This is a genomic window from Methylosinus sp. DMC45 (assembly GCF_056313885.1).
The window spans coordinates 237,588-251,769 of the sequence record NZ_JBQUZK010000003.1; the positions used below are offsets into that span (position 1 = coordinate 237,588).

Sequence of the window (14,182 nt, forward strand, 5' to 3'; positions counted from 1 at the left end):
GTAATATGGCCGGGAAAGGAAAGGATCGCGTCAGCGATCGAGACAGAGCGCTGCAGATCGCGCCGTCGCTGCAGCCTTATATTCGCGAGCTGGAGATTTACGAATCGCTGCTGCGCAAATGGCAGAAGTCCATCAATCTCGTCGCCGAGAGCACTTTGGACGAGCTATGGACGCGGCATTTCGCCGATTCAGGGCAGATTCGCGAATTTTTTCCGAGCCTCGAGAGCTGGGTCGATCTCGGCTCCGGCGCGGGCTTTCCCGGCATGGTTCTGGCGATCTGCCTGAAAGACCATGCCGGCGCGAAGGTTCATCTCATCGAGAGCGATCAGCGCAAGGCGGCCTTTCTGCGCGCTGTTTCACGTGAAACAGGGGCCGCTGCGGAAATTCATGTCGGCCGAATCGAAACCGAGCTGCCCCGAATCACCGATCCAGTGGCCGGCGTGACGGCCCGTGCGCTGGCTCCGATGCCGCAGCTGATCGAGTGGGCGCAGGAACTTCTGTTGAAAAACGTCAAAGGCGTGTTTTTAAAGGGCGAAGACTGGGCCACTGAATTGACCGGCTCGAGCGCCGCGGATAGTTTCCAGATCTGGACATTGCAGAGCCGCACTCATTCGTCCGGCCGTATTATCGCCCTCGCGCGGGATTTTGGAGCTTGACGTGACCGACGTTCCTCAGCCCCGCATCCTCGTCCTCGCCAATCAAAAGGGCGGCGTCGGCAAGACGACGACGGCCATTAATCTCGGCACGGCCCTGGCCGCGGTAGGCGAGACAGTGCTCGTCATCGATCTCGATCCGCAGGGCAACGCCTCCACCGGGCTCGGCGTCGACCGTAAGTCGCGCCGAATCTCCACCTATGACGTGCTGCTCGCCGAAAGCAGCCTCGCCGAGGCGATCGTCGCGACCGCCGTGCCGCGGCTCTCGATCGCGCCCTCGACGCTCGATCTGCTCGGCGTCGAGCTCGAGATCGCCGGCGACAAGGACCGCGCCTTCCGCCTGAAGCGCGCCGTCGCCGAGATGATCGCAGCCGAGCGTCATGGCGAGGCGCCGGCCTTCACCTATGTGCTGATCGACTGCCCGCCGTCGCTCAATCTGCTGACCATCAACGCCCTCGCCTGCGCCGACGCCGTGCTGGTGCCGCTGCAATGCGAGTTCTTCGCGCTCGAAGGCCTGTCGCAACTGCTGTCGACGGTCGATCAGGTCAGACGCTCGCTCAATCCGCGGCTGTCGATCCATGGCATTGTGCTGACCATGTTCGATCCCCGCAATAATCTCGCGACCCAGGTCGTCGCCGATGTGCGACGCTTCATGGGCGACAAGGTCTATGAGACGGTGATCCCGCGCAATGTGCGCGTGTCCGAGGCGCCGTCGCATGGCAAGCCCGTGCTGCTCTATGATCTCAAATGCAGCGGCAGCCAGGCCTATCTGAAGCTCGCGACGGAGGTCATCCAGCGCGAGAAGCAGCTGCGGGCCGCCTGATCCAAGGTTTCTCGGCGCGCGAATGGCGCGCCTCTCGATTCGAAGGACCTGTTCCGAAATGGCCGAAGAAGCGACGCGCAGGAGATTGGGGCGAGGGCTGGCGGCTCTGATCGGAGACGCGGGCGAGGAAGCGCCTGCGGTGGAGCGCGCGCGCGGCCAGCGCCGTGCGCCGATCGAGTTTCTGCGGCCCAATCCGCGCAATCCGCGCGTCGCCTTCCACGAGGATGATCTCGCCGATCTCGCCGCCTCCATTCGCGAGAAGGGCATTATTCAGCCGATCGTCGTGCGCACTGTTCCGGGCGTCGCCGACGCTTATGAGATCATCGCCGGCGAGCGCCGCTGGCGCGCCGCCCAGCTCGCCAATCTCGCCGATGTGCCGATCATCGTGCATGAGGCGGATGATCGCGAGGCGCTCGAGCTGGCCATTATCGAGAATGTGCAGCGCGCCGATCTCAATGCGATCGAGGAAGCGCGCGGCTATGAGCGGCTCGGCAAGGAGTTCGGCTATTCGCAGTCCGATCTCGCCAAGATCATCGGCAAGAGCCGGTCTCATGTCGCCAACACGCTGCGTCTGCTCAATCTTCCCGAGGCGAGCCGGCGTCTGGTGACGGAGGGCGCGATCTCGGCCGGCCATGCGCGCGCATTGCTCGCCGTCGACAATCCCGACGCCGTGGCGCGCCGTGTCGTCGACGAGGGCCTCACGGTTCGCGACGTCGAGCGTCTCGCGCAGCAAGAGGTCGCCGATAGCCCGCTGGAGACGAAATCCCGCAAGCCGCGCGTCGATAAGGACCCGGATACGGTGGCGATGGAGAAGCTGCTGACCGATGCGCTCGGTCTTTATGTTTCGATCCATCATCGCGGCGAGAGCGGCGAATTGCGCATCCGCTACACGACGCTGGAGCAGCTCGACGGATTGTGCAGACGGCTGACGGGCTGAAGGAGGCGGCGCGCTCGCCGCTTCCTCTCGCAGCTGATTTTCACTCGCTCGTCTGCGCCGTCCAGCTCGCATGCTCGACGCCGGCGACTTTCTCCAGCTCGGCGGCGACGACGTCCAGCTCTTTCGGGTCGATGCTGGTCGAGGTCAATATTGCGATCAGCTCCACCTCGCCTTCGCCACGCTCCAATTCCTCGATCTCGCGCACGGGATAATCGGCGGCTTCCAGCCTCTCCACCATCAGATCGCGGAGGGCGTCGCGCCGCGTCTGCGAGACGGTGACATGCAGGCGGTAGATCGCCTCCGTCGAGCGCTCGTCGATCGGCGCGCGCTCGATGAGATGGACCAGCGGCCGCAGCAGCATGTTTCCGGCGAGGGTGAAGATCGCCATCAAAATCGCTTCCGCGGCGTGATCCGCGCCGGCGAAGGCGCCGGTGACGGCCGAGCACCAGATCGTGGCTGCGGTGTTGAGGCCGGTTATATTGGCGCCGTCCTTTATGATGACGCCGGCCCCGAGAAAGCCGACGCCGGAGGCGATATAGGCGAGCACCTGCGTCGCGCCGACATTGCCGTTGAGGCGCATGCCGAGATCGACGAAGGCCGCGGCGCCGAGAGCCACCAGCGCATTGGTGCGCAGCCCGGCGGTGCGCTGGCGATATTGCCGCTCCGCCCCGATCAGCGTGCCGAGCAGCAGCGCAACGAGCAGAGATATCAGGGAATTGAAAAATTCCGGCGCGTTGAAGTTGGTAATGAACGCCATCTTCCCTATCCGTGTCTTCGCGCGACCGTCTCGCGGCGTCTTCGAATCATTGTAACCGATTGGTCACATTGGCAGAGCTTCGCGACGTTTTTTACTCGCCGAATGGTCGTTATGATTGAATCTTGCTCCAAAAAGCTTAAAGCTGAGATTGTTGTTGTTCCTAAAACTCAGGGGGAGATTCATGGAACGTCGGCAATTTGTGACTGCAATGGGCGCGTTGGCCGCCGCAACCGCCGCCACGGGGACTTTGGCGGCCGAAGATCCGCACGCTCACCATCATGGCGGCGGCTCCAAATATAAGGCTTTGTTCGAGTCGACCACCAAATGCGTCGCCGCGGGCGAGGAATGCCTGCGTCACTGCTTCGAGATGCTCGCGGCCAATGACGCCAGCATGGGTCCTTGCACCAAGTCCACCTTCGACGTCGTCGCGGCCTGCAAGGCTCTGGCGTCGCTCTCGGGCACGGCTTCGGCGCTCACCCCCTCCTTCGCGAAGGCTGTGGCTCAGGCTTGCCTCGCCTGCAAGAAGGAATGCGACAAGTTCCCGAATATCGCAGAGTGCAAGGCTTGCGGCGACGCGTGCAAGGCCTGCGCAGACGAGTGCGAGAAGGTCGCGGCCTAAAGCCCGATTATTCGCGGGACGCGCCATGGCGCGTCTCGTCTTTGTTGAAACAACGATTATATTGAGCTTTGCGCTCCGGGGCGGCCGAAGCGCATTTCGACGATCTCTGGATTTTTTCTCAGCGAGCCGCCGGCCATTCTCTCCCCGCGTCGCGTGACGCGGGTCGAAACGGAGCCTGCACAAGTGACCCACAGAGCGCCGGAAATCCTTTCGCCCGAGACGCATTCTCACGGCGTCGCCTCGTTCTTTCTGCGGCAATGGCCTTATTTCCTCATGCTCCTGCTGGCGCTGTTCGGCGTCGCCTATACGAGCGTGACGCGCCAGGGCATGACGACCTATTGGATCGCGCTCGCGCCGATCTTCGGGCTCATCAGCATCGCGGGCGGCTGGCATGAGGCGGAGACTGCCGATGAAAAATGGCGGCTGTTGCGCACGCAGGTGCTGCATTGGGGCGCGGTCCTCGCCGCAATGTGCCTCATCTTCATCGGCGATGTGAAGCAGATGATGAATTCCGACAGCAGCGCGCTCACCGTCCTCACCGTGCTGGCGCTCGGCTCCTTCACCGCGGGCATTCATGCGGATGTCTGGCGCGTGTCGCTGGTCGGCCTGCTGCTCGGCCTTGCCGTTCCGGCGATCGCCTGGCTCGAGGAATCGACGCTGCTGATCCTGCTGATCGTCGCCGTGATCGCGGCTTTGGGCGCCTTTGTGTTCCTGCGCGACCGCAAGCCGGCGTGAAGCTGACATAAAGACTTGTTTATATCTTTATTGCATCTGCTCCGCCGCCTTGCTATAGGCGGCCAGGCCCGTCCCGCTCGCCTTCCTAAAGGCGAGACAACGCCTGAAGGGAGCGTCATGACCACCCATTTCAACGATTATGTCGTCGCCGACATCGGCCTCGCCGATTGGGGCCGCAAGGAGCTCAACATCGCCGAGACCGAAATGCCCGGCCTCATGGCGACCCGCGCGGAATACGGCCCGTCGCAGCCGCTGAAAGGCGCGCGCGTCGCCGGCTCGCTGCATATGACCATTCAGACGGCCGTGCTGATCGAGACGCTGAAGGCGCTGGGCGCGGATGTGCGCTGGGCGTCCTGCAACATTTATTCGACCCAGGACCACGCCGCCGCCGCCATCGCCGCCTCCGGCACGCCCGTCTTCGCCATCAAGGGCGAGAGCCTCGAGGATTATTGGGACTACACCCATCGCATCTTCGAATGGGGCGACGGCGGCACGCCGAACATGATCCTCGACGATGGCGGCGACGCCACGCTGCTCATCCATCTGGGCCTGCGCGCCGAGAATGGCGACACCGCCTTCCTCGACAAGGCGACCAATGAGGAGGAGGAAGTCCTCTTCGCCGCGATCAAGAAGCGCCTCAAGGCCAATCCGGGCTTCTACAAGCGCAACGCCGAGGCCATCAAAGGCGTGACCGAGGAGACCACCACTGGCGTGCATCGCCTCTATGTGATGCACAAGGAAGGTAAGCTCCTTTGGCCGGCGATCAACGTCAATGATTCGGTCACCAAGTCGAAGTTCGACAATCTCTATGGCTGCCGCGAATCGCTGGTCGACGGCATTCGCCGCGCGACCGATGTCATGATGGCCGGCAAGGTCGCCTGCATCGCGGGCTATGGCGATGTGGGCAAGGGCTCGGCCGCCTCGCTGCGCAACGCCGGCTGCCGCGTGCTCGTCACCGAGATCGATCCGATCTGCGCGCTGCAGGCGGCGATGGAAGGCTATGAGGTCACGACGATGGAGGACGCGGCGACGCGCGCCGACATCTTCTGCACCGCGACCGGCAATGTCGACGTCATCACGACCGAGCACATGCGCGCCATGAAGGACCGCGCCATCGTCTGCAACATCGGCCATTTCGACAGCGAGATTCAGGTCTCCGGCCTGCGCAATCTCAAATGGCACAATGTGAAGCCGCAGGTCGACGAGGTCGAGTTCGCCGACGGCAAGCGCATCATTCTGCTCGCCGAAGGCCGCCTCGTTAATCTCGGCTGCGCGACCGGCCATCCGTCCTTCGTGATGTCGGCGTCTTTCACCAATCAGACGTTGGCGCAGATCGAGCTGTGGACCAAGCAGGGCCAGTATCCGGTGGGCGTCTACACGCTGCCCAAGCATCTCGACGAGAAGGTCGCCTCGCTGCATCTCGACAAGATCGGCGTGAAGCTCACCAAGATGACCGAGCAGCAGTCCGCCTATCTCAACGTGCCGCAGAACGGCCCGTTCAAGCCGGACCATTACCGCTACTGATTTCTCTCGCCTCGCGAGCGCGACACGGCGGAGCGATTCTCTCGCTCCGCCGTTTTTTTTCGCGCGACGCCAGTTCGGCGAAATCCTTAGGCGCCATTCTCCCGGTCACGATCCGCGTTTCACTTTTCGACGGCGCGCTTTAGATTAGACGCGATTCGAGACGGCGCCTCGGTGGCGCGCGGACGGCTTACGGCGTTTGTTTGCGATGAGCCTTTGCAAATCGAACGTGGAGACCGGTTCGCATGTTTCACGATGCGGCCTTCGGGCCGAAAGCGTTGCCGCCTGCGCGACGTCGGGGAGCGTCCTCGACGCTCGTTCGCAACGTCACGCGCGGGCTCGCCTCCGTCAGTCTGCTGCCCTTCGGCGGACCGGCGCGGGCGGAGGCGCTCGCCAATCTTCTCAGCACCACCGATAACGCCGAATTCGTCAATCTCGCGCTGACCGGCGGTCTCGCGCTTTTCGCCGTCGTCGTCGCCTTCACCCATCTCGGCGAGCGCAAGGTGTGGAGCCGGCGCGAGGCCGGGCTCGCGGCGGAGCTGGAAGCGACGCGCAAGCGGCTCGATCGCGCCGAGATTTTTCTCTCCAGCGAGCCGCAGCTCTTCGTCTCCTGGGACAATGCCGCCGGCGAGCCGGACATAGAGAACGGGCTCAATGATCCGGCCTTCGCGCGCCGCGTGCTCGCCTTCGGCTCCTGGCTCGGACCGGACGAGGCGGCGGCGCTGCAGGAGCGCGTCGATCGCCTGCGCCAGAATGGCGAAGGATTTCATCTCTCGCTCGCCAGCCTGCAAGGCCGACGCTTCGACGCCGAAGGTCGCGCCGTCGCCGGCCGCGCCGTGCTGCGCATTCGCGAGGTCTCCGGCGAGCGGCTCGAGCTTTTGTCCTTGCGCGAGCGGCATGGGCGCAGCGTCGCCGAATCGGAGGGGCTGCGCGCTCTGCTCGAGGCGCTGCCGACGCCGGTGTGGATGCGCGACGTCGAAGGCAAGCTCATCTTCGTCAATTCCGCCTATGCGCAAGCGGTGGAGGCGGAAAACGCCGCCGACGCGCTGCGCCGTCAGATCGAGCTGCTCGACAATGACGCGCGCCTGCAGGCGCAGACGGCGCGCGGACGCGACGAGGTTTGGCGCGCGCGCGTGACAGCGGTGGTCGCCGGCGAGCGGCATCGTCTCGATGTCGTCGCCGCGCCCTGTCACGGCGCCGCCGCGGCGCTCGCCATCGACCGCCAGGAGATCGACACGACGCGCACCGATCTCGAGCAGCAGATGCAGGCGCATTCGCGCACGCTGGATCAATTGCCGATCGCCGTCGCCATTTTCGATCGCGCCAAGCGCCTCACCTATCGCAACGCCGCTTATGAGAATCTCTGGCCGCTCGATCGCGCCTATCTCGACCAGGGGCCGAGCGACAGCGAGATTCTCGATCGTCTGCGCGCCGAGCAGCGCCTTCCCGTCGAGGCCGATTACAAAGCCTGGAAGGCGCGGCTGCTGGAGGCCTATCAATCCTCCGAGGAACATCACGAGCATGTCTGGCACATGCCGAATGGGCGCACGCTGCGCGTCGTGGCGAACGCCAATCCGCAAGGCGGCGTCACCTATCTCTATGACGATGTGAGCGAGCGCTATTTCCTCGAGTCCCGGTTTCATGCGCTCGATCGCATGCAGAACGAGACGCTGGAGAATTTGCGCGAGGGCGTCGCCGTCTTCGGAGCCGACGGACGCCTGCGCTTCTGCAACCCCGCCTTTCTCGCGCTATGGGCGCTCGAGAAGAGCATTCTCGACGAGAAGCCGCGCTTCGACGCCGTCGCCAATCTCTGCCGGCCGCTGCATCTCAATGAGGAGACGTGGAGCGAGCTGCGCGGCTTCGTCACCGGCTTGCAGGACATGCGCCAGGGCTTCACGCGGCGCATAGAGCGTTCCGACGGCGTGGTGCTCGATTGCACCGCGCAGCCGTTGCCGGAGGGCGCGGCGCTGCTCACTTTCGTCGATGTGACGGCGGGCGTGAATGTCGAGCGCGCGCTCACCGAGCGCAATCAGGCGCTGATCGCGGCGGAGAAAATCCGCAACGATTTCGTCCATCATGTTTCTTACGAGCTGCGCTCGCCGCTCAACAACATCATCGGCTTCATTCATCTCCTCGGCGAGAAGACGACCGGCGAGCTCAACGCCAAGCAGCTCGAATATCTCGGCTATGTCGGCAAGTCGTCGGCGGCGCTGCTGGCCATCATCAACGACATTCTCGATCTCGCCACCATCGACAGCGACGCCATGGAGCTGGAGCTCGAGGAGGTGGACGCCGGCGACGCCATGCGCGCCGCGGCCGAGGGCGTTCAGGACCGGCTGGCCGAAAACGACATAGAGCTGCAGATCGTCGCCACCGGCGAGGTCGGGCGCTTTCGCGGCGACGCCAAGCGCATCCGCCAGATCCTGTTCAATCTGCTCGCCAATGCGATCGGCTTTTCTCGGCCGGGACAAACCATTACCCTCGCGGCGTTGCGTCGGGAGGGGGAAATCGTGTTCAAGGTCGCCGATCGGGGGCGGGGCATCGCCCCGGAGGTCCTCGACAAAGTCTTCGACCGTTTCGAGTCGCACACCTCGGGCTCGCGCCACAGGGGCGTCGGGCTCGGCCTCTCCATCGTGCGCGCCTTCACCGAGCTGCATGGCGGGCGCGTGCTCATCGACTCCGCGCTCGGCGAAGGCACGACGGTCACTTGCATATTCCCGGCGCAGGAGAGCGGCGGCCAGCAGGGTCTCGCCCCGCGTGAAAAAGGACAGGCCTCATGAGCGAAGAGGCCGAATGGCTGATCGACGTCGCCGATGAAGCGCAGACCGCGGAGCTCGCCGCCCGCCTCGCCCCGCTCATTCGCGACACGGTGCGGGTCGTCACCCTCTCCGGCGATCTCGGCGCCGGCAAGACGGCCTTCGCGCGGGCGCTGATCCGCGCGCTGGCGCAGGACCCGACGCTGGAGACGCCGAGTCCCACATTCACGCTGATGCAGCTCTATGAGACGCCCGCCTGCCGCATTCTGCACGCCGATCTCTATCGCATCGCCGGCGGCGAGGCGGAGCTCGAGGCCATGGGCTTCGAGGAGGCGGCCGAGGATGCGCTGGTGCTGGTCGAATGGCCGGAGCGCGCGCCGAGCCTCTTTGCCGGCGAGCGGCTGGAGGTGCGGCTCTCCTTCGCCGCGCTGGAGACGCCGGACGCGCGCCGCATCGGCATTCTCGCTCATGGCAAGGCGGCGGGGCGGCTCAAGGCCTTCCGCACCATGCGGGAGTTTCTGGAGCGCGCCGGCTGGGCCGACGCCACGCGCGAATATTTGCAAGGCGACGCCTCCTCGCGCGTCTATGAGGTGCTGCGTCGGCCGGATGGCGCGCAGGCCATATTGATGATCTCGCCGGCGCGGCCGGACGGCCCGCCGATCCGCTATGGCAAGCCCTATAGCGCCATCGCGCGCCTCGCCGAGACGGTGAAGCCCTTCGTGGCGATGGCGGATGCGCTGCGCGGGCAGGGCCTCTCGGCGCCGCAAATCTACGCCTATGATCTCTCCGCCGGCTTCGTGCTGCTGGAGGATCTCGGCCGCGACGGCGTCGTCGCCGGCGGCGCGCCCATCGCCGATCGCTATTTAGAGGCGCTGGCGGCGCTCGCGCCGCTGCATGCGCGCCGCCTGCCGGATGTTCTGCCGGTCGAAGGCTCGACCCCCTATCACATTCCGCCCTATGATCTCGACGCGCTGCTGATCGAGGTCGAGCTGCTGCTGGAGTGGTATGCGGCGCGCGTCGGCGGCGGCGGCATATCGTCGGGCTCCAAGGCGACCTTCGTCAATCTCTGGCGCCAGGCGCTGATCGAGATCGTGATGTCGGCGCCGACCTGGACCTTGCGCGATTTCCACTCGCCCAATCTCATCTGGCTGCCCGACCGCCAAGGGACGGCGCGCGTCGGCGTCATCGATTTCCAGGACACTGTGCTCGGCCATCCGGCCTATGACGTCGTGTCGCTGACGCAGGACGCGCGCGTCGACGTGCCGGACGAATTGGAGATGCGCCTGCTCGGCCATTACGCCCGCAAGCGCCGCGAGGCCGATCCGCTGTTCGACATGGCGGCTTTCGCGCGCGCCTACGCCATTCTCGGCGCTCAGCGCGCGACCAAAATCCTCGGCATTTTCGCGCGGCTCGATCAGCGCGATCACAAGCCGCAATATCTCGTTCATCTGCCGCGCGTGGAAAGCTATCTGCGCAAGGGCCTGCGCCATCCCGCGCTCGCCGATCTCGAGGCCTGGTATGTCGCCAACCTCCCCGCGCTCTTCCATGCCTGAGGCGGCTTTCGTCTTCGCCGCCGGGCTCGGCACGCGCATGCGGCCGCTGACCGACCGGCTGCCCAAGCCGCTCGTCGCGATCGACGGCGTCACGCTGCTCGATCGTTCGCTGGACGCTTTCGCGCAGGCCGGCGTCGCCACGGCGATCGTCAACGTCCATCATCTCGCGGATCAGATCGAGACGCATCTCGAGGGCCGGCGGACGCCGCGCATAATCCTCTCCGACGAGCGCGAGAAGCTGCTCGATCAAGGCGGCGGGATAAAGAAGGTTCTGGACCGTTTCGCCGGACGGCCCTTCTTCATCTGCAACACCGACGCCTTCTGGATCGGCGCGCGCGCGGATAATCTGCGCCGCCTCGCCGATCTCTGGGACCCGGAGATCATGGACATCGCGCTGCTGCTGGCTCCGCGCCTCGGCAGCGTCGGCGTCGATTGGGACGGCGATTTCCATCGGGCGCCGGACGGCCGGCTGACGAAGCGCGCCGCCGGCGAGACCGCGGATTTCGTCTATGCCGGAATAGGCGTCGTCAAGCCGCAATTGTTCGAGACTGTCGAGCAGGATGTGTTTCCCCTCGCGCCGTTTTTCTTTCGCGCGGCGGAGCAGGGGCGGCTCTTCGGCGCGCCGCTCGACGGCAAATGGCTGCATGTCGGCACGATGGGCGCGATCGAGGAGGCCGAAAGCGCCGTCGCCGAGGAGAAAGATCGGCTGCGACGAGTCGCAGGGGAAGGATAGAACGCAGGCTCGAGGATTTTTTACCTTTGCCACGTCTTGTCCGGCCGCGACGCGCTCCCGATGCTGTTTATGACTTTCAGACCATGGCATATTCGATGCTACGCTCGTGCTCCAAGACCGGAAACTCTCGGCATTTGTGAAATTTTCAACTCATAGGATCGTGAACCGCGATGATCGCATTGGCGCCGACCCTATATCTATTCGGCGCCTTCATGCTGTCGCTGCTCGGCGTCTTCCTCTACGCGATCTGGCGCGGCGACGAAGAAGCCGAAGAATTATGGTGGTGGGCCGCGGTCTTCGCGACGGCGGGCGCCTCGGCGCTCTGCTACGCTTTCCGCAATGAGGTCGAATGGCTCTCGATCATTTTCGGAAACGCGCTCACCTTATGGGCATGCGGTCTGCTGTGGACGGGCATTCTCGTTTTTGTCGGCGAGCCTGTTCGGCCGCTGCTGGCCCTGCTCGGCGGCGTGATTTGGGCCGCCGGCCTGTGGCGCGCCGATATTCACTTTCGAATTTCAGAAGTCTCCGCGATCTCGGCGATCTATGAAGTCGCCGCCGCCGTCCAATTGTTCCGCTACAACCGAATCGGCGGCCAGCGTCTCGTCGTGTCTCGCGTGACGGCCTGGATCATCGCGCTGCAGGCGGGGCTCGAAATCGCGCTCGCGATCGCCGCGCCCTTTCTCGCGGTCGACGAAACGAGCTTTCTCACCAGCCCCTATCTGAAGTACCGCTTCCTCGAGCTCTCCGGCTTTATCGCCGTTCTCGGCTTTCTATTGGCGACGCTCTCCAAAGAGCGCCTCGCGAAGCGAAGAGAAGTCGCGGCGATGATCGATCCGCTGACGGGCCTTCCCAATCGGCGAGCTTTCGAACGGGCGGTCGAGCGCGCGAAGCGGTCGGCCCCTGCGTCCTCGACGGCGGTGCTCGTCTTCGATCTCGACAATTTCAAATATATCAACGACCGCTTCGGCCATGCCGAGGGCGACCGCGTGCTGGCCGTCTTCGGCGCGACGGCGACGCGAAACACACGATCGAGCGACATGCTGGCGCGCATCGGCGGCGAGGAATTCGTCGCCATCCTCTCTCCGGCCGATCGGACGAGCGCATTGGCGATCGCCGAACGCATTCGCTCGGCTTTCATCCACGACGCAGCGCATCTCGCGGACGGCGCGGCGACGGTCAGCGTCGGCGTCACCGTTCTCGAGGATGCGACGCCGGACCTCGCCGCCATGACCCGCGTCGCCGACGATGCGCTCTATCGCGCCAAGGCGGAAGGGCGCAATCGCGTGATCTTCGCCGGCGCGCAACGACGCGGCGATGCGGGCATCCTGAGCGTAACAGCGCGTTAACCAAAGCGCATCCATACTGCCCCTACGTGCCGTGAGCCTGGCCGTGTGACGCGGGCGGCCGGCGCACGCCACGCTTGTCTCAGGGCCGTCATGGGCGAGATCATCGAATCGATAGTGATCGGCGCAGGGCCTGCAGGCCTCACCGCCGCTTATGTTCTGGCGAAGAACGGCCGCGAGGTTCTCGTCCTCGAGCAGGACCGATCCTATGTCGGCGGCATCAGCCGCACCGCGAGCTACAAGGGCTTTCTCTTCGACATAGGCGGCCACCGCTTCTTCTCGAAATCGAAAGAGATCGTCGATCTGTGGGACGAGATTCTCCCGCACGATTTCATCGAGCGGCCGCGTCTGTCGCGCATCTTCTATCGCGAGAAATTCTACGCCTATCCGCTGAAGGCCTTCGAGGCGCTGAAGAATCTCGGGCTTATCGAGAGCGCGCTGTGCATGGCGTCCTTCGCCTTCGCCAAGGCCTTTCCGGTGAAGGAGCCGCGCTCCTTTCATCAATGGGTGCGCAATCAGTTCGGCGAGCGGCTGTTCGGCATTTTCTTCAAGACCTACACCGAAAAAGTGTGGGGCATGAGCTGCGACGACATCTCCGCCGATTGGGCGGCGCAGCGCATCAAGGGCCTCAGCCTCGGCGCGGCGATCATCGACGGCTTGCGCCGCTCCTTGAAGCTCCGCAAATCCAGCAACGCCGCGAAGACGCTGATCGAATCCTTCCGCTATCCGCGTCGCGGCCCCGGCATGATGTGGGAAGCCGCCGCGTGCAAGATGCAGAAGCTCGGCGGCGGTCTGCGAATGGGCTGCAAGGTCGAGCAGCTCGCTTTCGATGAAGCGAGCGGAATTTGGACCGTCACGACGCGCGATGCGCAAGGCGTCGTCGAGACGCATCGCGCGCGCAATGTGCTGTCCTCCGCGCCGCTGCGCGAGGTGATGAATGCGCTGACGCCGACGCCGCTCAGCCTGTTCAACGCGCGCGCGCTCGCTTATCGCGATTTTCTCACCGTCGTGCTGATCGGACGGCCGCAGGAGGAGTTCCCCGACAATTGGATCTATATTCATGATCCGTCGGTGAAGGTCGGCCGCGTGCAGAATTTCAAATCCTGGTCGCCGGAGATGATCGCGGACGGCGTCTCCACTTGTCTCGGCCTCGAATATTTCTGCTTCGAGGGCGATGGATTGTGGAACGCGGCGGACTCCGATCTCATCGCGCTCGCCAAGGACGAGATCGAAAAGATCGGCCTCATGACGGCGGAGGATGTGCGCGACGCCTGTGTCGTGCGTCAGGCCAAGGCCTATCCGGTCTATGACGATTCCTACGCCGCCAATGTGCAGGCGATTCGTCTCGAGCTGGCGGCGCGCTATCCGGGCCTGCATCTCGTCGGCCGCAACGGCATGCACAAATACAACAACCAGGATCATGCGATGATGACCGGCATGTTGACCGCGCTCAACATCATCGCAGGCCGCGCGCTCTATGACGTCTGGGGCGTGAACGAGGACGCCGAATATACGGAAGCCGGCGTCTCCGGCGCGCAGCAGGCGCTGGCGAGCGAGCGTCTCGTGCCGAAGCGGGTCGCCTAGTGGCTTGCGCTCTCGAGAGGAAAGGCCGTCGCGCCCCCTCCCTCACCCTCCTCCGCTATGCGGGAGAGGGGGCGGCCGACATTCCGCGAAATCTCGATGCAGCGCGCGATCTGCTCCCTCTCCCGCACAGCGGGGGAGGGCTGGGGAGGGGGCCTTCGCGTCTCGGCT

12 protein-coding genes are annotated in these 14,182 nt (G+C 64.5%); 11 read left to right on the forward strand and 1 reads right to left on the reverse strand.

Annotated elements, in window-relative coordinates:
• The first annotated feature begins 5 nt into the window (after window positions 1-5).
• The 3 genes from rsmG to ACT53T_RS01285 are packed head-to-tail and all read left to right on the forward strand — an operon-like array spanning window position 6 to window position 2,413.
• Complete coding sequence (rsmG, locus tag ACT53T_RS01275; RefSeq protein ID WP_018267342.1) at window positions 6-656, forward strand: 16S rRNA (guanine(527)-N(7))-methyltransferase RsmG; 651 nt, start codon at window positions 6-8, stop codon at window positions 654-656.
• Between the two features lies 1 nt (window position 657).
• Window positions 658-1,476: a ParA family protein gene (locus ACT53T_RS01280; RefSeq protein WP_400770234.1), complete on the forward strand. Its 819-nt coding sequence runs from the start codon at window positions 658-660 to the stop codon at window positions 1,474-1,476.
• Window positions 1,477-1,534: 58 nt separating this feature from the next.
• Window positions 1,535-2,413, forward strand: a complete 879-nt coding sequence (locus tag ACT53T_RS01285; protein WP_400770233.1) for a ParB/RepB/Spo0J family partition protein — start codon at window positions 1,535-1,537, stop codon at window positions 2,411-2,413.
• 40 nt (window positions 2,414-2,453) lie between these two features.
• Here the strand turns inward: ACT53T_RS01285 and ACT53T_RS01290 are convergent, their stop codons facing one another.
• Window positions 2,454-3,170 carry an MgtC/SapB family protein gene (locus ACT53T_RS01290; protein ID WP_400770232.1) on the reverse strand — a complete coding sequence of 239 codons (717 nt, stop codon included), beginning with the start codon at window positions 3,168-3,170 and terminating at the stop codon, window positions 2,454-2,456.
• A 181-nt stretch (window positions 3,171-3,351) separates the two neighbouring features.
• Between ACT53T_RS01290 and ACT53T_RS01295 the strand changes: the two genes are divergently transcribed.
• From ACT53T_RS01295 to ACT53T_RS01330, 8 genes are all read left to right on the forward strand, one after another.
• Window positions 3,352-3,789, forward strand: a complete 438-nt coding sequence (locus ACT53T_RS01295) for a four-helix bundle copper-binding protein (RefSeq protein WP_476159597.1) — start codon at window positions 3,352-3,354, stop codon at window positions 3,787-3,789.
• A 183-nt stretch (window positions 3,790-3,972) separates the two neighbouring features.
• Window positions 3,973-4,524, forward strand: a complete 552-nt coding sequence (locus ACT53T_RS01300; RefSeq protein ID WP_476159599.1) for a hypothetical protein — start codon at window positions 3,973-3,975, stop codon at window positions 4,522-4,524.
• 117 nt (window positions 4,525-4,641) lie between these two features.
• Window positions 4,642-6,048 (forward strand): adenosylhomocysteinase, encoded by a 1,407-nt coding sequence (ahcY, locus tag ACT53T_RS01305; RefSeq protein ID WP_476159601.1) that lies wholly within the window; start codon window positions 4,642-4,644, stop codon window positions 6,046-6,048.
• 242 nt (window positions 6,049-6,290) lie between these two features.
• Window positions 6,291-8,825, forward strand: coding sequence for a PAS-domain containing protein (locus ACT53T_RS01310; RefSeq protein WP_400770228.1), 2,535 nt, complete (start codon window positions 6,291-6,293; stop codon window positions 8,823-8,825).
• Window positions 8,822-10,354, forward strand: coding sequence for a tRNA (adenosine(37)-N6)-threonylcarbamoyltransferase complex ATPase subunit type 1 TsaE (gene tsaE / locus ACT53T_RS01315; RefSeq protein WP_476159602.1), 1,533 nt, complete (start codon window positions 8,822-8,824; stop codon window positions 10,352-10,354). The genes ACT53T_RS01310 and tsaE overlap by 4 nt, the downstream gene beginning before the upstream one ends.
• Window positions 10,347-11,087 carry a nucleotidyltransferase family protein gene (locus ACT53T_RS01320; protein ID WP_476159604.1) on the forward strand — a complete coding sequence of 247 codons (741 nt, stop codon included), beginning with the start codon at window positions 10,347-10,349 and terminating at the stop codon, window positions 11,085-11,087. Before tsaE ends, ACT53T_RS01320 begins: the two co-directional genes overlap by 8 nt.
• Before the next feature lie 170 nt (window positions 11,088-11,257).
• On the forward strand, window positions 11,258-12,433 hold the full coding sequence (locus ACT53T_RS01325; protein ID WP_476159606.1) for a GGDEF domain-containing protein: 1,176 nt from the start codon (window positions 11,258-11,260) through the stop codon (window positions 12,431-12,433).
• Between the two features lie 90 nt (window positions 12,434-12,523).
• A complete protein-coding gene (locus tag ACT53T_RS01330; RefSeq protein ID WP_476159608.1) occupies window positions 12,524-14,014 on the forward strand; it encodes an NAD(P)/FAD-dependent oxidoreductase in 1,491 nt (496 codons plus the stop codon).
• Window positions 14,015-14,182 lie beyond the last annotated feature (168 nt).

What these genes read in the sequence shown, in the direction of transcription:
- ACT53T_RS01320 (WP_476159604.1), top strand. Translation starts at nt 10,347, where the DNA reads ATGCCTGAGGCGGCTTTCGTCTTCGCCGCCGGGCTCGGCACGCGCATG.
- ahcY (WP_476159601.1), top strand. Translation starts at nt 4,642, where the DNA reads ATGACCACCCATTTCAACGATTATGTCGTCGCCGACATCGGCCTCGCC.
- ACT53T_RS01310 (WP_400770228.1), top strand. Translation starts at nt 6,291, where the DNA reads ATGTTTCACGATGCGGCCTTCGGGCCGAAAGCGTTGCCGCCTGCGCGA.
- ACT53T_RS01290 (WP_400770232.1), bottom strand. Translation starts at nt 3,170, where the DNA reads ATGGCGTTCATTACCAACTTCAACGCGCCGGAATTTTTCAATTCCCTG.
- ACT53T_RS01285 (WP_400770233.1), top strand. Translation starts at nt 1,535, where the DNA reads ATGGCCGAAGAAGCGACGCGCAGGAGATTGGGGCGAGGGCTGGCGGCT.
- rsmG (WP_018267342.1), top strand. Translation starts at nt 6, where the DNA reads ATGGCCGGGAAAGGAAAGGATCGCGTCAGCGATCGAGACAGAGCGCTG.
- ACT53T_RS01325 (WP_476159606.1), top strand. Translation starts at nt 11,258, where the DNA reads ATGATCGCATTGGCGCCGACCCTATATCTATTCGGCGCCTTCATGCTG.
- ACT53T_RS01330 (WP_476159608.1), top strand. Translation starts at nt 12,524, where the DNA reads ATGGGCGAGATCATCGAATCGATAGTGATCGGCGCAGGGCCTGCAGGC.
- ACT53T_RS01295 (WP_476159597.1), top strand. Translation starts at nt 3,352, where the DNA reads ATGGAACGTCGGCAATTTGTGACTGCAATGGGCGCGTTGGCCGCCGCA.
- tsaE (WP_476159602.1), top strand. Translation starts at nt 8,822, where the DNA reads ATGAGCGAAGAGGCCGAATGGCTGATCGACGTCGCCGATGAAGCGCAG.